Origin of the sequence: Streptomyces sp. NBC_00637 (genome assembly GCF_045161545.1) — a bacterium.
Lineage (GTDB): Bacteria > Actinomycetota > Actinomycetes > Streptomycetales > Streptomycetaceae > Streptomyces.
In genome coordinates, this window is the sequence record NZ_CP109046.1 from 8,477,452 (window position 1) to 8,499,498 (window position 22,047).

19 protein-coding genes are annotated in these 22,047 nt (G+C 74.1%); 9 read left to right on the forward strand and 10 right to left on the reverse strand.

Features of this window, described 5'->3' with window-relative positions; genetic code table 11:
• The first annotated feature begins 264 nt into the window (after positions 1-264).
• From OG440_RS37520 to OG440_RS37555, 8 genes are all read left to right on the forward strand, one after another.
• Positions 265-1,356: a polyprenyl synthetase family protein gene (locus tag OG440_RS37520; RefSeq protein ID WP_406004786.1), complete on the forward strand. Its 1,092-nt coding sequence runs from the start codon at positions 265-267 to the stop codon at positions 1,354-1,356.
• A gap of 498 nt (positions 1,357-1,854) precedes the next feature.
• Positions 1,855-2,343 carry a PhzA/PhzB family protein gene (locus OG440_RS37525; RefSeq protein WP_406004785.1) on the forward strand — a complete coding sequence of 163 codons (489 nt, stop codon included), beginning with the start codon at positions 1,855-1,857 and terminating at the stop codon, positions 2,341-2,343.
• A 46-nt stretch (positions 2,344-2,389) separates the two neighbouring features.
• Complete coding sequence (locus tag OG440_RS37530) at positions 2,390-3,565, forward strand: 3-deoxy-7-phosphoheptulonate synthase (RefSeq protein ID WP_406004784.1); 1,176 nt, start codon at positions 2,390-2,392, stop codon at positions 3,563-3,565.
• 36 nt (positions 3,566-3,601) lie between these two features.
• Entirely contained in the window at positions 3,602-4,225 is a 624-nt protein-coding gene (locus tag OG440_RS37535; protein WP_406004783.1) for an isochorismatase family protein, read from the forward strand.
• The gene (locus OG440_RS37540) at positions 4,222-6,141 is read left to right on the forward strand and encodes an anthranilate synthase family protein (RefSeq protein ID WP_406004782.1); all 1,920 of its coding nucleotides are present in this window, start codon (positions 4,222-4,224) and stop codon (positions 6,139-6,141) included. The genes OG440_RS37535 and OG440_RS37540 overlap by 4 nt, the downstream gene beginning before the upstream one ends.
• A 107-nt stretch (positions 6,142-6,248) precedes the next feature.
• Positions 6,249-7,088 (forward strand): PhzF family phenazine biosynthesis protein, encoded by an 840-nt coding sequence (locus OG440_RS37545; RefSeq protein ID WP_406004781.1) that lies wholly within the window; start codon positions 6,249-6,251, stop codon positions 7,086-7,088.
• Positions 7,081-7,833 (forward strand): phenazine biosynthesis FMN-dependent oxidase PhzG, encoded by a 753-nt coding sequence (gene phzG, locus OG440_RS37550; protein ID WP_406004780.1) that lies wholly within the window; start codon positions 7,081-7,083, stop codon positions 7,831-7,833. Before OG440_RS37545 ends, phzG begins: the two co-directional genes overlap by 8 nt.
• Positions 7,834-7,931: 98 nt before the next feature.
• Positions 7,932-8,411 carry a PhzA/PhzB family protein gene (locus OG440_RS37555; protein ID WP_406004779.1) on the forward strand — a complete coding sequence of 160 codons (480 nt, stop codon included), beginning with the start codon at positions 7,932-7,934 and terminating at the stop codon, positions 8,409-8,411.
• A 73-nt stretch (positions 8,412-8,484) separates the two neighbouring features.
• Here OG440_RS37555 and OG440_RS37560 read toward each other — a convergent pair whose 3' ends face one another.
• The 9 genes from OG440_RS37560 to OG440_RS37600 all read right to left on the reverse strand — a co-directional run bounded on the left by OG440_RS37560 (position 8,485) and on the right by OG440_RS37600 (position 17,446).
• Positions 8,485-9,462: a 3-oxoacyl-ACP synthase III family protein gene (locus tag OG440_RS37560; protein WP_406004778.1), complete on the reverse strand. Its 978-nt coding sequence runs from the start codon at positions 9,460-9,462 to the stop codon at positions 8,485-8,487.
• 116 nt (positions 9,463-9,578) lie between these two features.
• Positions 9,579-10,748, reverse strand: coding sequence for a hydroxymethylglutaryl-CoA synthase (locus OG440_RS37565; RefSeq protein ID WP_406004777.1), 1,170 nt, complete (start codon positions 10,746-10,748; stop codon positions 9,579-9,581).
• A gap of 3 nt (positions 10,749-10,751) precedes the next feature.
• Entirely contained in the window at positions 10,752-11,813 is a 1,062-nt protein-coding gene (locus tag OG440_RS37570) for a hydroxymethylglutaryl-CoA reductase (RefSeq protein ID WP_406004776.1), read from the reverse strand.
• Positions 11,810-12,940: a type 2 isopentenyl-diphosphate Delta-isomerase gene (fni, locus tag OG440_RS37575; protein WP_406004775.1), complete on the reverse strand. Its 1,131-nt coding sequence runs from the start codon at positions 12,938-12,940 to the stop codon at positions 11,810-11,812. Before fni ends, OG440_RS37570 begins: the two co-directional genes overlap by 4 nt.
• Positions 12,937-14,052 (reverse strand): phosphomevalonate kinase, encoded by a 1,116-nt coding sequence (locus OG440_RS37580; RefSeq protein ID WP_406004774.1) that lies wholly within the window; start codon positions 14,050-14,052, stop codon positions 12,937-12,939. Before OG440_RS37580 ends, fni begins: the two co-directional genes overlap by 4 nt.
• The gene (gene mvaD, locus OG440_RS37585; RefSeq protein ID WP_406004773.1) at positions 14,049-15,095 is read right to left on the reverse strand and encodes a diphosphomevalonate decarboxylase; all 1,047 of its coding nucleotides are present in this window, start codon (positions 15,093-15,095) and stop codon (positions 14,049-14,051) included. The genes OG440_RS37580 and mvaD overlap by 4 nt, the downstream gene beginning before the upstream one ends.
• A complete protein-coding gene (mvk, locus tag OG440_RS37590) occupies positions 15,088-16,086 on the reverse strand; it encodes a mevalonate kinase (protein WP_406011204.1) in 999 nt (332 codons plus the stop codon). Before mvk ends, mvaD begins: the two co-directional genes overlap by 8 nt.
• A gap of 527 nt (positions 16,087-16,613) precedes the next feature.
• Positions 16,614-16,820: a hypothetical protein gene (locus OG440_RS37595; RefSeq protein WP_406004772.1), complete on the reverse strand. Its 207-nt coding sequence runs from the start codon at positions 16,818-16,820 to the stop codon at positions 16,614-16,616.
• Positions 16,817-17,446, reverse strand: coding sequence for a hypothetical protein (locus tag OG440_RS37600; protein WP_406004771.1), 630 nt, complete (start codon positions 17,444-17,446; stop codon positions 16,817-16,819). The genes OG440_RS37595 and OG440_RS37600 overlap by 4 nt, the downstream gene beginning before the upstream one ends.
• A gap of 545 nt (positions 17,447-17,991) precedes the next feature.
• Between OG440_RS37600 and pcaB the strand changes: the two genes are divergently transcribed.
• The gene (gene pcaB / locus OG440_RS37605; protein WP_406004770.1) at positions 17,992-19,437 is read left to right on the forward strand and encodes a 3-carboxy-cis,cis-muconate cycloisomerase; all 1,446 of its coding nucleotides are present in this window, start codon (positions 17,992-17,994) and stop codon (positions 19,435-19,437) included.
• Positions 19,438-19,875: 438 nt separating this feature from the next.
• Here pcaB and OG440_RS37610 read toward each other — a convergent pair whose 3' ends face one another.
• Positions 19,876-21,651, reverse strand: coding sequence for an FAD-dependent monooxygenase (locus OG440_RS37610; protein ID WP_406004769.1), 1,776 nt, complete (start codon positions 21,649-21,651; stop codon positions 19,876-19,878).
• Positions 21,652-22,047: the final 396 nt, after the last annotated feature.

Here is a 22,047-nt window from a genome sequence, read left to right on the forward strand (position 1 = left end):
GCGAACGGCTGGTCCCGCGAACGGCAGGTGCCCTTCGCGGCGCCGGTCCGGCGCCGGCCGGTGAAACGCAGTACAGGCTCCCGTCCCACGGCGGACGGCCGTCCGGACCGCCCGTCAGGGCCGACCGCTCGGGCCGACCGCTCGGGCCGACCGTCCGGGCCGCTCGTTCGGGCCGAACGCCTGGGGCCGAGGGGGCGGATGCCGCTATGCCGCTAGCCGTTATGCCGCTGTCCGACGTCGATGACGACCAGGGAAGTTGACCTCATGACCAGCATCCGCACCCGTACCCGCATCAGTCCCGGGCAGGCCGTCGAGGAGGCGCTGCGCCGCTTCTTCGCCGAGCGCCGCACCGAGGCCGAGGGGATCGGCGCTGCCTGCGCCGACGTGGTCGACGACCTGGAGAACTACGTGCTGCGCGGCGGCAAACGCGTGCGGCCCACCTTCGCCTGGCTGGGCTGGCTCGGCGCCGGCGGCGACGAGGACAGTGCCGTCATGGAAGGGGTGGTGCGCGTCGGTGCCGCACTGGAGCTGTTCCATGCCTCGGCCCTGATCCATGACGATGTCGTCGACGCGTCTCCGACGCGTCGGGGGGCGCCGGCCGCGCATGTGCTGTTCGCCGACCGTCACCGTGAACGGGGCTGGAACGGCGAGCCCGAGCTGTTCGGCACCGGCACCGCGATCCTGGCCGGCGACCTCGCCCAGGGCTGGGCCGACGACCTCGTACGCCGCTGCGGCCTGCCCGCCGCGGCCCACGCCCGCATCACCCCCGTCTGGTCCGCACTGCGCACCGAAGTCCTGTGCGGACAACTCCTCGACATCACCGCCGAAGCCGCCGGCGCCGAAGACCTCGACACCCCCCGACGCGTCAACCGGTACAAGACCGCCTCCTACACCGTCGAGCGGCCCCTGCACCTCGGCGCCGCGATCGCCGGCGCCGACGACAACCTCATCACCGCCTACCGCGCCTTCGGACGCGACATCGGCATCGCCTTCCAACTGCGCGACGACCTCCTCGGCGTCTTCGGCACCCCCGAGGAAACCGGCAAACCCTCCGGCGGCGACCTCGTCCAGGGCAAACGCACCGTCCTGCTCGCCGCCGCCCTCACCCACGCCGACACACACGACCCCCACACCGCCACCCTCCTGCGCGCCGGCATCGGCCACCCCCTCGACGACGACGAACTCACCACCCTGCGCACCCTCATCACCAGCACCGGAGCCGTCGACCACGTCGAAGCCGACATCACCCGCCGCACCCGACGCGCCCTGGCCACCCTGCACGCCAGCACCGCCACCGACCACGCCAAACAACAACTCACCACCATGGCCGTCCACGCCACCCAACGAACCTCATGAACCATGCGGTGCGCCCAACTCCCGCCACACGCACGGCAGTTGGGGTGATGCAGGTCACCTCGGGGGCTGCTGGCCCGCGGGTTTGCCGCGTGTCACTATGGGGGCACGTGTCCCCTGCCCGAAACACGCGTCAGGCTGTGTGTGCGGCAGCGGGCCGACGCCGGGTCCGCCGGCCCGTAGGGGCCGGCCCGCGTCGCCGCCCGCGGGCATCGGCCCCCTCTTCCCTTGCGTCCTGTGTCCTGCGCCATCGCCATCGCCGTCACCGGTGAACCGGCGCGCGCGGCGGCCACGGTGAACCGGCCACCCGCACCCCACGCCCCGCATCCCGCACCCCACGCCCCGCATCCCGTACCCCACGCCCCGTACCCCGCGTCCCGCATTCCGGTCCCGGGTGCCGCCTCCCGTGTCCTGCGGCTTTCGCACCGTCGCGCCCGCGCCCGAGAGGGCCGGGCGAGCCCGCCGTTCCTCCCGTTTCCCGAGAACACCCAGGGGGTCATCGTGTCCGCATCCGTTGAAATTGGCGCATCCGCCGACGACGGGGAACAGCGCCGCGCCAACCGCGCCGTCGTCGAGCAGTACATGAACACCCGCGGCCCGGACCGGCTGCGCCGCCACGAACTGTTCACCGAGGACGGCGTCGGCGGCCTGTGGACCACCGACACCGGCTCCCCGGTCGCCACCCACGGCCGCGACCGGCTCGGCGAGCACGCCGTCTGGTCGCTGAAGTGCTTCCCGGACTGGGAGTGGTACAACGTGCGGATCTTCGCAACGGACGACCCCGACCACTTCTGGGTGGAGTGCGACGGCCGCGGAAAGATCCGCTTCGGGGACTATCCGGAGGGCTACTACGAAAACCACTTCCTGCACTCCTTCGAGTTCGAGAACGGGAAGATCAAACTCCAGCGCGAGTTCATGAATCCGTTCCAGCAGCTGCGGGCCCTGGGCATCGCGGTCCCCGAGATCAAACGCACGGGAATCCCCACCTGACCCGTCGCCGGACACGAGCGACGCCACCGCTGGATCGGAGTACGGCATGAAGGACGTCATCCGCGACATCCGGGTCCGCGGGGCACGGCAACAGCCCGACTGGAGCGATCTTCGCCAGCTGCGGCGGGTGGGCGAGACCCTCGCCGCGCGCCCCGCCCTCGTGCACAGCGACGACGTGGCCACCCTGCGGACCCTGCTGGGCACCGTGGCCGACGGCCGCGCCCTGGTGGTGCAGGCCGGGGACTGCGCCGAGCACCCCGGCCAATGCCGCGCCCACGACGTCGCCCGCAAGACGGCGGTGCTCGACCTGCTCGCCGGGACCCTCGGCCTGATCACCGGCAAGCCCGTCCTGCGCGCCGGACGTATCGCGGGACAGTTCGCCAAGCCCCGCTCCCGGCCCACCGAAATCGTCGGCGGCCTCGAACTGCCCGTCTTCCGCGGACACATGGTCAACGGCCCCGAACCCGACGCCGACAGCCGCCGGGCCGACCCGCTGCGCCTGCTGACCGCCTACATGGCCGCCGACGACGTCATCGGCCACCTGGGCTGGCGCGAACGCGCCGCCGGCCGCGACGTGGTGAACCCCCCGGTGTGGACCAGCCACGAGGCGCTGCTGCTGGACTACGAGGTGCCCATGCTGCGCACCGACGAACAGGGACGGCTGTATCTGGGCTCGGCCCACTGGCCGTGGATCGGCGAACGCACCCGCCACGTCGACGGCGCCCACGTCGCCCTGCTCGCCCAGGTGGCCAACCCGGTGGCGTGCAAGGTCGGACCCACCATGGAACCCGACGAGCTGCTGGCCCTGTGCGAACGCCTCGACCCGTGGCGCGACCCGGGCAAACTCACCCTCATCGCGCGGATGGGAGCCGACGCCGTCGCCGGCCGCCTGCCGCGCCTGGTCGAGGCCCTGCGCACCGCGGGCCACCCGGCGATCTGGCTCACCGACCCCCTGCACGGCAACACCGTCACCGCGCCGAGCGGCCACAAGAGCCGCCTCGTGCACAGCGCCGCGCTGGAGGTCGCCCGCTTCGTGCGCGCCGTCACCGACGCCGGCGGCGTCCCCGGCGGCCTGCACCTGGAGACCACACCCGACGACGTCACCGAGTGCGCCGACACCGAGGCCGACCTCGCCCGGGTCGGCGAGCGCTACACCTCCCTGTGCGACCCCCGCCTCACCCCGCGGCAGGCCATGTCCGTGATCTCGTCCTGGAGCGCCTGAGCGCCCCCGCATCGAGCAGGAACAGGAACCGAAGCCATGACCGGCATCCCCGCCATCTCCGCCTACCCGCTTCCCGCCGAGGGCGACCTGCCGCCGGCCGCCGTGTCCTGGACGGCCGACGCCGACCGCTCGGTCCTCCTCGTCCACGACATGCAGCGCTACTTCCTCGAGCCGCTCGCCGACACCCTGCGCCACGACCTGGTCCGCAACACCGCCCAGCTGCGCGAACGCTGCGCCCGCGCCGGCGTCCCCGTCGCCTACACCGCCCAGCCCGGCGGCATGGACGACCGCCGGCGCGGCCTGCTCAAGGACTTCTGGGGCCCCGGCATGCGCACCTCGCCCCAGGACCGCACCATCGTCGACGCCCTCGCACCGGCCGCCCACGACTGGCTGCTCACCAAATGGCGCTACAGCGCCTTCTTCCGCACCGACCTGCTCGAACGGATGCGGGCCGCGGGCCGCGACCAGCTCGTCCTGTGCGGCGTCTACGCCCACATCGGCGTCCTGGCCACCGCCGTCGACGCCTTCAGCCACGACATCCAGCCCTTCCTCGTCGCGGACGCCACCGCCGACTTCTCCCGCGCCTACCACTGCTCGGCCCTCACCTACGCCGCCGAGCGCTGCGCCCGCGTCGTCACGGCCAAGGAGGTCCTCGCATGACGCACACCCCGCCCCCCGGCGCCGGCGACCTCCTCGCACAGGCACTGAACGGCCCCGTGCACCAGCCCTACGCGCTGCTGCACCGGCCCTCCACGCCCGGCCCGCCCGGCGTGGAGGTGCTGACCGGCCAGGTCAGCCTGCCCGCCACCCTGGCCGGCATCGAACTGCCCGCCGGCCCCGCCCACCCCGGCGGCGCCCACCACGAGATGCTCGTCGTCGTGCCCTACCGGCAGCTGCGCGAACGGGGCTTCGCCTGCACCGACGACGCCACCGCGCTGGTGGCGATGACCGTCACCGGCCAGCAGCGGCTGCCGCTGCACGAGGCCCTGGCCCGCATCCCCGACGTGCCCACCCCGCTGACCGGCGCCGGCTTCGACGTCGACGACACGGCCTACGAGGACGTGGTGCGCCGCATCGTCAAGGAGATGATCGGCACCGGGGAGGGCGCGAACTTCGTCATCAGGCGCACCTTCGTCGCCGACATCACCGACTACGGGCCGCGCAGCGCCCCCGCCCTGTTCCGCCGGCTCGTGCAGAGCGAGTCCGGCGCCCACTGGACGTTCCTCATCCACACCGGCACCCGCACCCTGGTCGGCGCCTCACCCGAGCGGCACGTCAGCTACCAGGACGGCACGGCGGTCATGAACCCCATCAGCGGCACCTACCGCTACCCCGCCCGCGGCCCCGCCCTCGCCGGCGTCCTGGAGTTCCTCGACGACCGCAAGGAGACCGACGAGCTGTACATGGTCCTCGACGAGGAACTCAAGATGATGGCCCGCATCTGCCCCGACGGCGGCCGCGTCGTGGGCCCCTACCTGAAGGAAATGGCCAAGGTCGCCCACACCGAGTACTTCATCGAGGGACGCACCGACCGCGACGTACGCGACATCCTGCGCGAGACGATGTTCGCGCCCACGGTCACCGGCAGCCCGCTGGAAAGCGCCTGCCGCATCATCAGCCGGTACGAACACGGCGGACGCGGCTACTACAGCGGGGCGGCGGCACTGATCGGACGCGACGGCGACGGCGCGCGCGTCATGGACTCCGCGATCCTCATCCGCACCGCCGACATCAGCACGCGAGGACACCTGGGCATCGGCGTCGGCGCCACCATCGTGCGCCACTCCGACCCGGCGTCCGAGGCCGCGGAGACCCGCGCCAAGGCCGCCGCACTCGTGTCCGCCCTCGACGGCGGACAGCAGACACCGCGCTTCGCCGGCCACCCCGCCGTACGCCGCGCCCTCGAACAGCGCAACACCTCCCTCGCCGGCTTCTGGCTCGCCGACAGCGCACAACGCACCGCGCCCCGCCCCGAACTGGCCGGGCGCAGCGTCCTCGTCGTGGACGCCGAGGACACCTTCACCTCCCTGCTCGAGCAGCAACTGCGCGCCCTGGACCTGCAAGTGAGCGTGCGCCGCTTCGACGAACCGTATGCCTTCGACGAGCACGACCTGGTGGTGATGGGACCCGGGCCGGGCGACCCGCAGGAACGCGCTCACCCCCGCATGCGCCACCTGCACCAGGCACTCGACACCCTGCTGCGCACCCGGCGCCCCTTCCTCGCGGTGTGCCTGAGCCACCAGATCCTCGGCCTGCGCCTGGGCCTGCCGCTGCGCCGCAGACCCGAACCCAACCAGGGCGTGCAACAGCAGATCGACCTGTTCGGCGCCCCCGAACGCGTCGGCTTCTACAACACGTTCGCGCTCGTCGCCGGCGACGACGTCCTCACCGCCGACGGCGTGGGCGAGGTCCGCGTCGGCAGGGACCCCGCCACGGGGGAGGTGCACGCCCTGAGCGGCCCGCATTTCGCCTCCGTGCAGTTCCACCCGGAGTCCGTGCTGACCCGGCACGGGCCGCGCATCGTGGGCGACCGCCTGGCCGCGCTGCTCGCACCGGCCCCCGCCGGCCGCCCCTGACCCCCCCCGCCACCGGCCCTCACGGCGGCCCGCCGGGCCGCCCCCGGCCCGGCCGCTGCGCCCGTGCGGCGCGCGCCGCGCCTTCACACGAGTGGGAGAGAAAACGGATGCACCCCTACGTCGTCGTCGACGCGTTCGCGCAACGGCCCCTCACCGGCAACCCGGTGGCGGTCTTCTTCGAAGCCGACGACCTGAGCGCCGGGCAGATGCAGGCCATCGCACGGGAGATGAACCTGTCGGAGACCACGTTCGTGCTGCGCCCGCGCAGCGACGGCACCGACGCCCACGTACGGATCTTCACACCGGTCAACGAACTGCCCTTCGCCGGCCACCCCCTGCTCGGCACCGCCCTGGCCCTGGGCGCCCGCACCGGCGCCGGGCGGCTGCGCATCGAGACCGCCATGGGCGTCGTCCCCTTCGAACTGCACCGCGAACACGGCAGGCCCGTCTCGGCCAGCATGCGCCAGCCCATCCCCGTGTGGGAGCCCTTCGAACGCACCGGCGAACTCCTCGACGCACTCGGCGTCGACGCCTCGACGCTCCCGGTGGAGATCTACCGCAACGGCCCGCGCCACGTCCTGGTCGGCCTCGCCGACGTCGAGGCGCTGTCGAAGCTGGACCCCGACCACCGCGCCCTGGCCCGCTTCCCCGACATGGCGACCAACTGCTTCGCCGGACAGGGCACCCGCTGGCGCAACCGCATGTTCTCCCCGGCGTACGGGGTCGTCGAGGACGCCGCCACCGGCTCCGCCGCGGGCCCCCTGGCCATCCATCTCGCCCGGCACGGCCTGATCGGGCACGGGCAGCGCATCGAGATCACCCAGGGCGTCGAGATCGGCCGCCCCTCCGTCATGAGCGCCCGCGCGCAGGGCGAGGGCGAGAGCGTCACCCGCGTCGAGGTCGCGGGCCCCGGCGTGCTCACCATCGAAGGAGTCCTCCATGTCTGACCCCACCCCCACCCCCACCGCCACCTCCACCGCCACCGCGTCCGCGTCAGCCGCCGGGTCGGGGTTCGGGTCCGGTCCGGTCCGCGGCGCCGCGGTGACCGGCGCCGGCCGTTCCGAGACCCTGACCGCCACCGTCGACGTGGCCTTCCCCGAGTTCCGCACGCCGCCGGCCGAACCGATGGGCCTGCTGGCGGCCTGGCTCCAGGACGCCGAAACCCACCAGGTGCGCGAACCGCGCGCCCTGGCCCTGGCCACCGCCGACGCGCAAGGCCGCACCTCCTCGCGGATCGTGGCCCTCACCGCCGCGGGGGAGGACGGCATCGTGTTCATCACCCACGCCGACAGCCGCAAGGGCCGCGACCTCGCCGAGAACCCCTGGGCCTCCGGCGTCCTGTACTGGCGCGAGAGCAGCCGGCAGATCACGCTGGAGGGCCCGGTCACCCGGCTGTCCGACGCCGAGGCGCAGACCCTGTGGCAGGCGCGGCCCGTCTTCACCCACGCCATGACGACCGCCTCGCGCCAGAGCCGCCCGCTGGAGGACCTCGACCACGTCGCCCGGCTGCGGGCCCGCGCCCAGCACCTGGGCGAGCCGCAGCGGCCCCTGCCGCGGCCCGCCCGGTTCGCGGGCTACCGCCTGCAGCCGGCCGGCGTGGAGTTCTGGGCCAACGGCACCGACCGCCTGCACGAACGGCTGCGCTACGAGCGCACCGGCGCGACCTGGCGCCACAGCCGGCTCCAGCCCTGACCACGCGGCCCGCACCGCCGCGACCACCGTCCCCGCGCACCCCTTCGGGAGAGACCATCACCACGCCCCGCACCCCCCGGACCGCCACCGGCACACCGGTGTTCACCGACCACCACGACCTGCGCGCACGCAACCGGCAGGCCGTGGACCAGTATCTGCGCACCGGCGCCGAAGCCCGGCTGAGCCGCTACACCCTCTACACCGAGGACGGCACCGCCGCCCTCTTCTACACCGACATCGGCCGGCCCATCGTCGTCACGGGCCGCGAGAACCTCAAACGGCACGGCGAACTGTCGCTGCGGGTGCTGCCCGACTGGCAGTGGTACGCCCTGAACGTCTACGAGACCCAGGACCCGTGCGTCATCTGGGCCGAGTGCGAGGGCGAGGGCACCATCCGCTTCCCCGGCTATCCCCAGGGCCGCTACCGCAACCACTTCGTGCACGGCTTCACCCTGCGCGACGGGCAGATCGCCGCCAGCCGCGAATACACCAACCCCATCGAGCACATGAAGTCCCTCGGCATCCCCACCCCGCACATCCGCCGGGACTGGATCCCCTCCTCCTCTTCCTCCTCCTGACACCCGCCGCGGCCCGCCGGCCGGCCCCCCTTTTTCTTTCGGCGGGGGCGGCCGGCGGGCCGCGCCGGTGTGCTCACCACTCGATCAGGGCGAAGCCGGCGGCCATGCCGCCGCCGAAACCGGCCAGCAAGATCAGCTCGCCCGGCTGGAAGGCGCCCGCGCGGGCGGCCTGGTCCACGGTGATGGGGACGGAGGCGGCGCCGGTGTTGCCGTAGCGGTGCAGGGTGCGGTGCATGGTGGCGTGGGGCAGGGCCAGTTCGGTGAAGAGCGCGTCGAGCATGACGCCGTTGGCCTGGTGCGGGACGAAGTGGCCGATGTCGTCGGGGGCGACGCCCGCCTCGTGCAGGAACTGCTTGACCAGGCGCGGCAGATGGTCCGCGACGAAGCGGCGCACCGCGCGGCCGTCCATGGTGAAGTACTGCCGGCCGGCCCGCAGACCCTCCTGGTCCAGGGGCAGCCGGCTGCCGCCGCCGGGCACCTCGATCAGCTGGGAGAACTCGCCGAAGGTGTGCAGGTCCAGGTGGCGGATGCGCGGACCGCTCGCGGCCGGCCCCAAGACCATCGCGCCGGCGCCGTCCCCGAACAGCACGACCGTCCTGCGGTCGGCGCGGTCCAGGATGCGGGAGTAGACGTCGGCGCCGATGACGAGGGCGTGGCCGCCGCGCCGGGCGAGGATGCCCTCGACGGCGGTGAGGGCGAACACCTCGCCGGAGCAGACGGCGTTGACGTCGAAGGCGGCCGCTCCGCTCGCCGCGAGGTGGTGCTGGACGTAGGCGGCGGTGGGCGGCTGGGGCCGGTCCGGGGTGGACGTGGCGACCACGATCACCGACAGCTCGCCCGCGGTGATGCCGGCCGACTGAAGCGCGGCGCGTCCCGCGGCCGCGGCCAGGTCGGAGGTGGCCTGGCCGTCGGCGGCCCAGCGGCGCTCGCGGATCTGCGTCTTGGCGGTGATCCAGGCGTCGTCGACCCCGGCCGCCGCACCGGCCTCGTCGTTGCAGACAACGCGATCCGGCAGACAGGCGCCCGTACCGAGGATCCTGACGTCGGTCATGCGGCTGCCCTCCCCTCGTAGTGGGTCGTCATGGAACCTCATGGGTGAGATGGGACTGGCGGTGCCCGCGCCCGCCGCCCGCCCGGGACGGACGGGCGGCGGCCGCGGACGGCCCGCTAGCGGGTTTCGTAGGCGCGCTTGTGGCCGCTGATCCCGGCCAGCCGGTAGGGGCCGGTGCTCTGCGCGGGGGTGGCGTGGTCGCCGCCGTCGGCGGGCAGCGCCCGCTCGTGCAGCTCCCGGTAGCCGGCGTAGTCGAGCGGGGTGCGCCGCTCGATGGCGGCACGGTGCTCCTTGGTGCGCAGGTGGTCGCGGTAGCCGGCGACGACGCTCCCGGCGAAGAACTCCGCGACGCTGCCCGAGCCGTAGCTGAGGAAGGCGACGGGCCGGCCCTCCAGGTCGTCGGCCTGGTCCAGCAGGGCGGCCAGGCCCAGGTAGAGCGAGGCGGTGTAGCTGTTGCCGATCACCCGGTTGTAGGCGGTGGTCAGCTCCAGGTCGCGGGCGACCCTGGCCGGGTCGGTGTCGTGGCCGGTGGTGTTCAGCAGGTGACGGTGGGCCTTGTAGGCCATCTTCGTGAACGGCTGGTGGTAGCAGAACGCGGCGAACTCCTCCAGCGCGCGGCCGCCCTGCTCGCTGTAGTCCTTCCAGGTGCCCTCGACGGCCTGGAGGTAGGCGTTGACGGACTCCTGGCCGTCGACGAGGGCGGCGTCACGGTAGTTGGGCCGCCAGAAGTCCATCACGTCGGCGGTGAACACCCCCGACGGGTCCTCGATACGCACCAGGGCCGGGTCCACCCCCACCAGCATGGCCACCGCCGCCGCGCCCTGGGTGGCCTCGCCGGGACTGTCCAGCTCGTACTTGGAGACGTCGCTGGCGATCACGAGGACCTGCTGGGCGGGGTCGCGGCGCACCAGGCCGACGGCGAACTGGAGGGCGGCCGTGGCCCCGTAGCAGGCCTGCTTGAGCTCGACGACGCGGGTGGCCGAGGGCAGTCCGAGCAGCGAGTGCACATACACGCCGGCCGCTTTGGCCTGGTCGATCGACGACTCCGTCGCGAAGATCACGGTGCGGATCCGGCTCGCGCCGTGCCGGGCGACGACCGGGGCGGCGGCCGCCGCGCCCAGCGTCACGATGTCCTCGTCGGCGGCGGGCACGCTCATCGACTCCTGGCCGATGCCCAGGTGGTACTTGCCGATGTCGGTGCCGTTGTGCGCGGCGAGCTGTGTGTGGGCGAGAACGAACTCGCCCGTCGAGAACGACAGGTCGTGGATTCCTATGGAGAGGGACATGCCCTAGACACCAACCTTTGCGGTCTTGTTGTCGCGTTCCAGCTGGACGTGCGCGCGCATCAGCTCGCCGGGGTTGGTCTGGGCCGCCAGCAGCGAGAGTTCGCCGCACAGCACCGTCGCCGCCGCGATGACGGCCAGACGGCGCGCGTTGTCCCCGGTGGTGCGCTCGGCCCGGCAGCCGAGCCGGGTCAGGTTCGTCTCCACGAAGGCGAGGCCCTTGCCGTTGCCGACGGTGCCCACGATCAGGTTGGGCAGGGTGCAGGCGAAGTACAGGTCGCCGTCGCGGTCCTCGGCCATGACCACGCCCTGGGATCCCTCGACGATGTTCGCGGCGTCCTGGCCGGTGGCCAGGTAGAAGCCCAGGAGCATGTTCGCGAAGTGCGCGTTGGCCGAGCGGATCCCGCCGGCGAGGAGGGTGCCCAGGAGGTTCTTGCGCAGGTTGAGCTCGGCTATCTTCGCGGCCGTGGTGTGCAGCACGTCCTCGACCACCGCACGCGGCACGAGCAGTTCGGTGACGACGTTCTTGCCGCGGCCCAGGATCCCGTTGACCGCGGTGGCCTTCTTGTCGGTGCAGTAGTTCCCCGAGATCGACCCGTAGGAGATGCCGGGAACGGTCTCCAGCAGATGCCCCAGGAGCGCGTCGGAGGCGAGGGTGGCCATGTTGTGGCCGGAGGCGTCGCCGGTGGAGAACTCGAAACGCAGGAACAGCAGGTTGGCGTTGATCTCGTGGCGGATGCCGATCAGCTCGGCGAACCTGCTGCACCCGCGCACCACGGCGCGCAGTTCGTCGACGCGCGCCTCGATGGTCAGCGCGGCCGTGTACGCGGTCTGCGCGTCGGTGGCCTCCACGAGGACCGAGCGGGTCATCCGCTCGTCGACGAGGGTGGCGACGATGCCCTGCTCGGCGAGCATGGACACCTTCGCGCCGCGGCCCACCGAGGGCCACAGCGGCGACTCGTAGGTGGCCAGCGGCACCTGGGTCTCGGTGGTGGCGACGTTGCCCGAGATGCGCACGGGCCCCACCCACTGCATCGGTACGCCGGCGATCGCGTGTGTGTCGGTCATCGTGTGCTTCCCGTCATCTCGTGGAGGGCGTCGATGGAGGCGGTGGTGGCGGAGGCGGTGGTGGTCGCGGTGGTGGCGGAGCGCCGGGCGAGGCGGGCGGTGTCGATGCCCCGGTCGGCGCAGAAGTCACGCAGGGAGCCCTGGATCAGCACGTCGCAGCGGCCCAGGTCGGCCGGGGTGCGCGCGCCGAGCATGGTCTGCAGCGCCGCCAGCTGGTCCAGCCACGCCGTGATCTGCGTGACGAGCGCGGCCACGCCGCCGTCCAGGAGGGTGCGCAGGAACCCGCCCGACACACCGACGGCGCGGGCGCCGAGCGCGAGGCCGCGGGCGACGTCGAGGGGATGGCGCACCCCGCCGGAGGCGAGCACGGGCAGGCCGGCGCCGGCACTGTCCAGCAGGCAGGCGGCGGTGGACTGGCCCCAGCCGTGCAGGTAGGCGTAGTCGGCCAGCTCCCGGCGCCCGTTCTCGATGCGCGCGAAGTCGGTGCCGCCGCGCCCGGCGACATCGGCCGCGCTCACCCCCAGCTCCTTCAGCAGCAGGACGCTCTGCCGGCTCAGGCCGTTGCCGACCTCCTTGACGATCACGGGGACGCCGACGCCGGCCGCGATCGTCTCGATCTGCCCGGCCCACGCCGAGAACGAGCGGTCGCCCTCGGGCATGGGGGTTTCCTGCGCGGTGTTGACGTGGATCTGAAGGGCGTCGGCCTCCAGCAGGTCGACGGCGCGCCGGGCGCCGTCGAGCGAGGTCGTGGCGTTGATGTTGGCCATGACGAACCCGTCGGGGTTGTGCGTGCGCAGCACCCGGAAGGTGTCGGCGCAGGAAGAATCCTTGAGGTAGGCGTTCATGGAACCCGACGCGATGGCCACGCCGCTCTCGCGGGCGGCGGCGGCCAGATCCCGGTTGATGGCACCGGTTTTGGCGCTGCCGCCGGTCATGGCGTTGATGTAGAGCGGGGCCTGCCACCGGATGCCGCCGAAGGACGTGGCCGCCGAGACGTCCGGCCGGTCGATGCCCGCCAGGGCGTGGTGGACGAACGCCACCTCGTCGAACTGGTTGAGGCCACTGTGCGCACGGTGCTGCTCCATGGCCAGGCGGACATGGTCGTCCTTGCGTTGAGCGCTGCTCATTCCTCGTTCCTTTCCGGGGGGCGGGCGACGGACAGGGGCTGTACGCCCGCCGCGGCCCACCGCTGCCGTACCTGCGCGATGTCGTGCTCGGCCGCGGCGTCCAGCAGCGCGATGCCGCAGTCGCCGCCGCCCGCCCCCGACGGCTTGGCCGCACCGCCGACGGCCTCGGCCGCCGCGCACAGCGCCGTCAGCTCGGGGGTGAAGATGCCCAGGCGGGCCTCGCCGTCCAGGCGGGCCAACTCCTCGCGGGCGCACCGGATCTGGTGCAGCAGCTCCCCCTCGTCACCGCGTTCGAGCGCGTCGGTCGCGGCGTCGACGAAGCCGGTGCTGGTCCTGACGAACGCCTGGTGCGAGGCGCTGCCCCGCCAGGTGCGCCGGTGCAGGCCGGCGACGAGCGAGGCGGTGGACGCAGGCCGCCCGGTCCAGCCGACCTCCAGGCGCAGGGCGCGCGGCGGCGGCAGCGCACGCACCGCGAACCCCGGCCACGGCGCGCGCAGCGCGTGGCCGACGCCTTCGCGCCGCGCCAGATCGAGCACGAAGTCACGGTCGGGGGCCCGGTAGGCGACCCAGCCGCCCCAGGTGCTGGCGGCGAGGTCACCGCCGGAGGCACGCGGGTCGATCCGGGCGGTGGCGAGCAGCGCCAGCCGAAACCGGCTCGCCGCCTCCAGCTCCAGGCCGTGGTGGGCGGCCAGGGCCGCCACGCTCGCCACGGTCACCGCGCCGCTGGAACCCAGACCGAACTTCGTGCCCTTCTCGTGCAGTTCGCTGCGAACCGAGACACTCACCCGCGGTGCGGGCCGGCCCTGTTCGGCCAGCAGGCCGGCCACGGTCTCGATCGCCGACACCACGTGGGCCGCCGCGCGGCGCACCCGCGGCTCGTCCTGCCCGGGGCACACCTCGAGCCGGTCGCCCTGCCACCGCCAGCGCATCGGCCCCGCGGCGAGGTCGGAGGCGATCACGACCCCGGGCCCGTCCGCGGCCGCGACGGTGACCGTGACCGACCGGCCCACCGCCGTCACGATCGCCGGGACACCGGGCTCCACCACCGCGTACTCGCCCGCGACGAACAGCTTGCCCGGAGCGCGCCGTACGGCCGTGCGCCCGCCGCTCATCGCCCGTCCGCGTGCAGCAGACGCACACCCGGCCCCGGCCGGGCGATGTGCACCGCGCCGCCCGGGGCGGCGCCGCGCACGGTGGCGGCCACCCGCTCCGCGTCCGCGCGCCGGCACAGCACCTTGACGTTCGGCCCGGCGTCCATGGTCGCGTAGGCCGCCACCCCCTCGCGGCGCAGCTGGAGCACACCGTCCAGCACCGTCAGCGTGGCCGGCGCCAGGTAGCGCACCGCGGGGCGCGCCGCCAGCATCGTGGCGTGCATGCCGAGCGCGTTGCGCTCCGCGATCTCGCCGACCGTGTCGAGGTCGGCGCGCAGCAGCGCGGCCCGCATGGCGAGGAGGTCGTCCTTGCTGGAGGCCGCCCACGGACCGTACAGCGGCGAGGTGGCGACGGTACGGCGCATGGCCTCGCGGCTGGAGAGCGCCTTGGGCCCGGCGTCGACCACGGCGATGACCAGCGCGGGATCGAGCTGCCCGGCGGCCACCGGCTCGGCGTAGGAGCCGAGATCCGCGCCGGCGCCGGCGCCGGGGCCCGCGTGCCAGACGGCGAAGCCGGCGAAGACCGACCGCGACGCCGAGCCCGATCCGCGCCGGGCCAGCCTCGACAGGGCGGTGGCGTCCGGGCGCAGCCCGTAGGCGGCCGCCGCGGCCGCCGCCAGGGCGGCGAACCCGCTGGCGGAGGACGCCAGGCCGGCCCCGGTGGGGACGGTGTTCTCGGAGTCGACGACCGCCCGCACGGACAGCCCCGCCCGGTCACGGACCAGGTCGAGGAAGGCGACGATGCGGCGCAGCGCCTCTCCCGTCGCGGGCACGCCGCCCAGCCTCACCTCGTCGCGCCGCGCCGTGGCGTCGAGTCGGACCCGCGTGGTCGTGGGGAAGATGTCCAGGGTCATCGACAGGCTGTCGGTGCGCGGCAGGACGAGTTCCTCGTCGCGCTTGCCCCAGTACTTGACCAGCGCGATGTTCGGATGCGCGACGGCGGCGGCCTCCGCCGCGCCCTCGCGCCGGGACGGCCGCACCCGGAGGGTGTGCTGCTCAGACATGGTCGGCGAGCCTCCTCAGCGGGACGACCCACGTCTGCGCGGCGCCGGCCTCGTGCAGTCGCACGGTCACGTTCCTGGTGTGCTCGGGCCGGGTCAGCGCGATCATGCAGCCGCCCAGCCCGCCGCCGGTGATCTTCGCCCCGAGGCTGCCCGCGTCCAGCGCGGCCTCGACCATGGTGTCGATCAGGTCGGTGCTGAGCCCGGCGGTGCGCAGCAGCTGGTGATAGCCGCTCAGCTGCGCGCCGACGTCGCCCGCCCGGCCCTCGGCGAGGGCCGCGACGGCCGCCTCGACGAGCTCGTCCGCGCGGCGCAGGAAACGCTCCTTGGTGCCCTCGCGCCGAAACCCCTCGCGCAGCAGCTCGACCGCCTCCCTGGTGCTGCCCGAGGTGCCGCTGTCGGCGACGACGAGCAACGTGTCGCAGCCGACCTCCAGTTCGCCGGCCCGCCCGGCCTGGAAACGCAGCGGCGCCGTCGCGCCGACGGCGCAGGCGTCGATGCCGCTGGCCCGGCCGTGCGCCATGTTCTCGGCCGTCTGCACCAGGTCGAACGTGGCGGCCTCGCTCAGTTCACGGTCGAAGAGATTGGCCAGGGCCAGCACGATCGCCCGCGAGGTGGCGGCACTGGAGCCGAGCCCGCGGCCGGGCGGGACGGCGCCGTCGACGATCACGTCCAGACGCGGACCGTCGGGCACGCCCATCTGCGCCCGGAACGCGGCGGCCAGCTGCCGCAGCCCGTCGGAGGCCTGCGTCACCATCGCCCGCGACACCGAACCGGTCATGGCGAAGGACAAGTCGCCCTGCGCGCCGGCGTCCGCGCCGTCCGCGGTGTCGGCGGACCATCCCGCGCTCGCCGTGGCCGACAGCTGCGGGATCGGCACGGCGAGCGCCGCGGTTCCGTACACGACCGCGTGCTCCCCCAGCAAAATGGCCTTGGCGTGAGCGCGACCGATGCCGACGGAGCGAGCCCGGTGGTGTGCCGAAACCCCCGCCACAGAGGTCGGTAGAGTCAACGCACTCAGCTCCCCTTCTCGTTACCTGCAGTGAGATCGAACTATCCGTTTTCCGCCGGTTGTTCCTCGGCGCCCGTCACCGCACCGCAGCGCAGGGCGGCGCGGTACTGCGAAGGGGGCGGCGCGCAATCCCGGCCGGCCGGGACAGGGGGACGCCGGCGCGCCGGCCGCCGCCGCGGCGGCGGCCGGAGGGGAAGCCCCGCTCTCGGGCGGCGCCGGGCACGCGGGCACAGCCGCGCCGTGCACCGGCGGTTCGCACTGAGGGGGGACGAGCGGGGACGCGGCACCCGCCTGCCTGACCCGAAGAAGTTTTCGGGCAGGGAAAATGTGCATCGATAGTGACACGGGGGTGCCCTCACGCCAAGGACACCTCGAAGTGACCTGGCTCACTCGACACAGGGGTGGGGTGTCCATGCAACAGCCTCTCGCCCGCCGCGCGTTCGGCCCGCGGGCATGGTCGCCCGGCACCAGGACGCGCGGGCACACGCGCCCGGCGCCGCCGGTGCCGGTCAGCGGGGGAGCCCTGAAGGACGCGGAGAACGCCGCAGGGCGATCTGCGTGAGCTCGTCGATGTCGAACGCCGAGCGGCAGTTCGGCGCGCCGTAGCGGGTGATCTTCCCGCGGCTCACCCACTTGCGGATGGTCGCCTCGGACACCCCGACGGCCAGCGCCGCCACATTCGTGGGCACGAGCCGGTGACGTGGCGGCTTCGTCATGCGCCGGCCCCCGCCCGCCGCTGCTCCAGCAGATGCCGCAGAGCCAGCCACTCGCCCATGTCCCACCCATGGCCCAGGGAGCACTCCAGACGCCCGGCGCGCACCCGCTCCCCGCCGTTCAGCGAGGTGCTGATCGTCCCGGCACAGTGCTCCACCACACACGTGCGGATCGCCGTACGCAGCTCACCGGCCCCCGGGTCGATCGTGCCGCGCAACTCGGCGGCCAGACCCTCCACCTCGTCCGCGAACTCGGCGGCACACGGCTGCGCCACGAGCCAGGGCAGATGCCCGGCCAAAAACCGGGCCAACTGGACGACGGAGCGGCCCGGAACGGCGACCCGGTGATGCGCGGCGACATACTCCGACCAGGACTGCAAGGCGTTCAGCAGGCGGTAACGGGCGTCGAGCACCGAGAAGTTCAGATGATCCCGGGCACGACTGCCCGACACTTTCGTGGGGTTGCTGCGCCGGGGCGTCGGCGACGCGTGGTGCAGGCACTCCTGGTGAAGAGCGGGAAGCGCGCGCAGGTCGCGCTCGGCCTGAGCGACGCAGCCGGCACACAGGACGCAGCCGTCGGCCGCGCGGCATTCGCGGGCATGGACTCGGGGGCACGGCTGTGCCGTCATCGACATCCTCCTTCGTGAGGTGACTCGGCCCGTACCGCCGCACGGCTCGAGACAGTGGCTGTGAACAGTTCGAGTCAGGAATCCCCTGACGAAGGGTTCGGATCCGGCCTGCCGGCCGGCGGCCCCGTCTGTTCGGCGAAGGCGGCCGCCCTGGGGGCCTTTCGCACCCGTCGAACGTAGCGACGGGTGCTGGAGAGCCGATACAGCCGCGTTCGCGCCGTGCCGGGGCCCCGCGCGCGCACAGCCCTTCGAGCCGCGTTCCACCCGGATCCGAGCGCCTGGCGCGAACATGGCGCGGGAAGGACACCCCCCCCGGCACGGCACGCACTCCGGGCGCCGGGCGCGCAGCCGCTCTCCGCGGGCCCGCCCTCCCGCTGCATCACCCGGCATCCCACCCGGCGCCGGCCCGCTCACCGCGAGGACCGCGACGCCATGGCGGCGGCCGTCCCGGCCGGGCCCGGACCGCGCCCTGCGCCGGGCGAACCGGACACCGTTGCCACCCACCACGCGGCCGGCGGCCCGGCCCCGAGCCCGAAGGCAGGCGCATGACCTCCTTGCCCGCATCCCCGCCGGCGGCGGCCACCGCCGCCCATCTCGACGCCGGGCTGCTGTCACCGGTCCGTGCGGGCACCCCCGTCGAGGCCGCCGTGGGCGACCACGCCTGGCTCCAGGCGATGCTCGACGCGGAGGCGGCCCTGGCCCGCGCCCAGGCCCGCTGCGGCACCGTGCCCGCGTTCGCCGCCGACGCCATCACCGCCGCCGCCCGCGCCGACCTGCTCGACGTGCGCGAACTGGCGCTGGCCGCGCGGGAGACCGCGAACCCGGTCGTGGGCCTGGTCACGGCGCTGACCGCGGTCGTCGCACGGCAGTCGGCGCAGGCCGCCGAATACGTGCACCGCGGCTCGACCAGCCAGGACGTCCTGGACACCGGCGCGATGCTGGTGGCCGCGCGGGCGCTGCGCCTGATCGTCGCGGACCTGCGGACCGTGGCCGCCGCGCTGGCCGGCCTCGCGGCCGCGCACCGCGACACCGTGATGGCGGGCCGCACCCTCGCCCTGCACGCGGTGCCCACCACCTTCGGCCTCAAGGCGGCCGGCTGGCGCCAGCTCGTCCTGGACTGCGTCGACCGTCTCGAACGGGTCGCCCACGGCGGACTTCCGGTGGCGCTCGGCGGCGCGGCCGGCACCCTCGCCGGCTACCTCCAGTACGCGGGGCCGGACACCGACCCCGCCGCCCTGCTCGACGACCTGGGCGCCGCCTTCGCCGCCGAGACGGGCCTGGCCGCACCCCGGCTGCCCTGGCACGCCCTGCGCACCCCCGTCGCCGACCTGGGCGCCGCACTCGCCCACACGGCCGGCGCCCTCGGCAAGATCGCCGCGGACGTGCTGGTCCTCACCCGCACCGAGGTCGGCGAAGTCGCCGAGCCCGCGGCCGCCGGACGCGGCGCCTCCTCGGCCATGCCGCACAAACGCAACCCCGTACTCGCCACCCTGATCCGCTCCGCGGCCCTCCAGGTGCCCGCGCTGAGCACCGTGCTGACGCAGTGCCTGCCCGCCGAGGACGAACGCTCGGCAGGGGTGTGGCACGCCGAGTGGCAGCCCCTGCGCGAAGCCCTGCGGCTCACCGGCGGCGCCGCCCACACGGCCGTGGAACTCACCCGGGGACTCACCGTCCACCCCGAGCGGATGCGCGCCAACCTCCAGGCCACCGGCGGACAGCTCGTCTCCGAACGCGTCTCGGCCGTCCTGGCCCCGCGCCTGGGCAGGACGGCCGCCAAGGAACTCCTGACGCAGGCCTCGCTGCTCGCCTCCCGCACCGGCCGGCCGCTGGCCGACGTACTGGCCGAACTCCCGCGCCTGGCCGGCGTGCTGAGCCGCGAGGAGGCGCACGCGCTGCTCGACCCCGCCCACTACACCGGCGCCGCCGGCCCGCTGGTGGACCGGGCCCTCACCGCACCCGGCCCCCCGCCCACCCCCACCGACCACGCCTAGACACCCCACCCCCACCGACCGCGACTGGACACCCCCGCCCGCGCGGACCGCGACTGGACACCCCCGCCCCACCTGACCCGGCCGGGCCCGGCCCGCGCGGCGGGCCGGGGGAGCGGGGGAGCCGGGGGAGCGGGGTGAGCTGCGCCGGCACCGGCAACCGGCAACCGGTAACCGGCAACCGGTAACCGGCCGCCGGACCCCGCACGGGGCGGGCGGCAGGACCGGCATCACCCGGCCCTCCCCCCCGCCCCGTCACACTGCCGCCTCACCCGGCGCCCCACCCGGCGCCGCCCCCACCCGCGCCTCACCCGGTGCCGCCTCCGGCGCGGACGGCGGCACACCACCACCCGCATCCGGGCCGCAGCCGCGAAACACCGCCCGCCCGCCGGGTCCCGCCCGCCACCTGCCGTGGGCTGGGCGGGACTTCCCGGACTCGGCCTAGCGTCCTTCGGCGCTCTTGCCGTGCAGGATCCGGGACATCGCCTGCGCCAGCACGTCCGCCGGGTTCTCGGCCGCGCCCATGGACCGCCACGCCACGTGGTTGTCGGGGCGTACCAGGATGGCGCCGTCGTCCGCGATCTCGCGTACGGCCGCCCAGTCGCCGTCGGGGTCCGTGTAGGGCGCGCCGGCCCCGATCCGGGCCACGGTGAGGGGGACGGAGAACTTCTCGGCGACCTCCCGGGCCGCCGCGTCCCAGGCCGTGTCCGCGGGGCCGGTGATCAGGACGAAAGCACCCTGGGGTCCGGCCAGGTCGTGGGTGGACACGCGCCGCCCGTCGCGTGTCGTCCACGCGTGCGGCAGCCGGTGCCCGGGGCGGGTGGTGGGACGGTAGTCGCCGCCCATGGGCGAGCGGGGCGGCGCCTGGCTCCCGTCGGGCACGAGCGCGCCGTCCTCGTAGGCGAAGCCGATCTCCAGGTCGTGCGCCTGGCACTCGGCGCGGTGGGTGCCGAAGAACTCCGCCGCCCTGGCGCGGGTGACCGCGCCGACGGGGGAGGGGGCGAAGTAGGCGGTGAACGCGGACGCGCGGCGCTGCGGCGGGACGTGCGGGCCCAGGCCGAGCGCGGCCTCGGTCATGACCCGGTGGTGGAACCAGGTGGCCAGGCCCCACTCGACGTTGTGTCTGCCAAGCGCGCGCCGCTCCGTCTCGTAGGTGTCGAGCAGGCTGTCGTCGGCGCGGCCGCCGAGTACCGCGGCCAGTTTCCAGGCGAGGTTGTGCACGTCCTGGATGCCGCCGTTCAGACCGAGCCCGGTGGTGGGCGGCTGGCGGTGGGCGGCGTCGCCGACGATGAGGACGCGGCCGGCCCGGTAGCGGTCGGCGAGGACTCCCTCGACCGTCCAGTGCGACACCTTGTGCACCGTCAGATCGAGGCCGGGCAGGCCCAGGACCGCACGCATCCGGTCGGCGATCGCCGCCTCGTCGGCGCGGTCCACGTCGCCCAGGCTGAAGGTCAGCCCCCACTCCTCGCAGTGCCGGCCCCAGGTCGGCCCCATCTCCAGCAGGGCGCTGTTGAGGTCGGGGCGGTCGGGGTTGACGAACCAGGTGATGAGGGAACCCTCGTGCCACCACTGCGACAGGTCCGCCGAGAAGTAGGCGGTGGTGACGTCGGCCATGTCGAACACGCCCTGCATCCGCACGCCGAGCGCGGGGCCGAGCGTGCGGCCGCCGTCGGCGGCGATGACGTACCGCGCGCGGACCCGGGTGACCTCGCCGCTCTCCCGGTCGCGGATCTCGGCGACGACGTGCTCGCCCTCCTCGGTGAAACGGATCAGTTCGCGGGAGAAGAGCACACGGCCGGGATTGCGCTCCTCGGCCTGCCGGCGCAGGATCGGCTCCAGCCGCAGCTGGGGCAGCTTGACGGGCAGTACGGGGCCGTCCGCCGCGTAGCGCGCGGTCAGCTCCCCGCCGCCGAACGCGTCCATCTCGTGGATCACCCGCGCGTCCAAGGGCCCGTCGCCGGTGAGCGTGGTCTGCCAGCGCACCCGGCCGAACTGCCCGGTGGTCGAGGCGTGTTCGACGACGGCGTCGTAGACGCCGTGCTGGCGGAAGATCTCCATCGTGCGCTGGTTGACGTAATGCGCCTTCGGCAGAAGCGACGTGTCCGCGTGCCGTTCCACGAGCAGGTGCCCCACACCGTGGTCCGAGAGGAAGACGGAGGCGGACAGGCCGCAGCCACCGCCGCCCACGATCAGGACCGGAACCTCGGTCTCCTCCATATTCGGCCTTCCATCAGGTGAGGGCCCCGTGCGGGGCGTCGGACGATCACGAACGACCGCGGCCGGCGGCGGACGGAACGCGACATCGGCTCGGCCGGGAAGCCGTTCGGGCATGCGGCGGTGACCCCGCCGCGACGACATCCGATGCGTGCGGCGCCGCGGCCCCCATCGTCGGCCTGCCTGATTGGCCCGCACTATCTCCCGGCTTGGTGCCGGGTTGGCGCCGCCGCACCAACACCGACGCCCGCCCGCACGGCGCCACCGGCACACGACCCGCCACCCCCCCCGAAGCCCGTACCGCCACCCCCCGAAGCCCGTACCGCCGTATCCGTGAGCCAGCACGCCGTAGTGCCCCGCCCGGCGCGGGGCGACAGCCCTCTCCTCGGCCACCGGCCG

Excerpts from the sequence above, each read along its gene's own strand:
- OG440_RS37520 (WP_406004786.1), top strand. The coding sequence starts at position 265 with ATGACCAGCATCCGCACCCGTACCCGCATCAGTCCCGGGCAGGCCGTC.
- OG440_RS37530 (WP_406004784.1), top strand. The coding sequence starts at position 2,390 with ATGAAGGACGTCATCCGCGACATCCGGGTCCGCGGGGCACGGCAACAG.
- OG440_RS37535 (WP_406004783.1), top strand. The coding sequence starts at position 3,602 with ATGACCGGCATCCCCGCCATCTCCGCCTACCCGCTTCCCGCCGAGGGC.
- OG440_RS37540 (WP_406004782.1), top strand. The coding sequence starts at position 4,222 with ATGACGCACACCCCGCCCCCCGGCGCCGGCGACCTCCTCGCACAGGCA.
- OG440_RS37545 (WP_406004781.1), top strand. The coding sequence starts at position 6,249 with ATGCACCCCTACGTCGTCGTCGACGCGTTCGCGCAACGGCCCCTCACC.
- phzG (WP_406004780.1), top strand. The coding sequence starts at position 7,081 with ATGTCTGACCCCACCCCCACCCCCACCGCCACCTCCACCGCCACCGCG.
- OG440_RS37560 (WP_406004778.1), bottom strand. The coding sequence starts at position 9,462 with ATGACCGACGTCAGGATCCTCGGTACGGGCGCCTGTCTGCCGGATCGC.
- OG440_RS37565 (WP_406004777.1), bottom strand. The coding sequence starts at position 10,748 with ATGTCCCTCTCCATAGGAATCCACGACCTGTCGTTCTCGACGGGCGAG.
- OG440_RS37570 (WP_406004776.1), bottom strand. The coding sequence starts at position 11,813 with ATGACCGACACACACGCGATCGCCGGCGTACCGATGCAGTGGGTGGGG.
- fni (WP_406004775.1), bottom strand. The coding sequence starts at position 12,940 with ATGAGCAGCGCTCAACGCAAGGACGACCATGTCCGCCTGGCCATGGAG.
- OG440_RS37580 (WP_406004774.1), bottom strand. The coding sequence starts at position 14,052 with ATGAGCGGCGGGCGCACGGCCGTACGGCGCGCTCCGGGCAAGCTGTTC.
- mvaD (WP_406004773.1), bottom strand. The coding sequence starts at position 15,095 with ATGTCTGAGCAGCACACCCTCCGGGTGCGGCCGTCCCGGCGCGAGGGC.
- OG440_RS37595 (WP_406004772.1), bottom strand. The coding sequence starts at position 16,820 with ATGACGAAGCCGCCACGTCACCGGCTCGTGCCCACGAATGTGGCGGCG.
- OG440_RS37600 (WP_406004771.1), bottom strand. The coding sequence starts at position 17,446 with ATGACGGCACAGCCGTGCCCCCGAGTCCATGCCCGCGAATGCCGCGCG.
- pcaB (WP_406004770.1), top strand. The coding sequence starts at position 17,992 with ATGACCTCCTTGCCCGCATCCCCGCCGGCGGCGGCCACCGCCGCCCAT.
- OG440_RS37610 (WP_406004769.1), bottom strand. The coding sequence starts at position 21,651 with ATGGAGGAGACCGAGGTTCCGGTCCTGATCGTGGGCGGCGGTGGCTGC.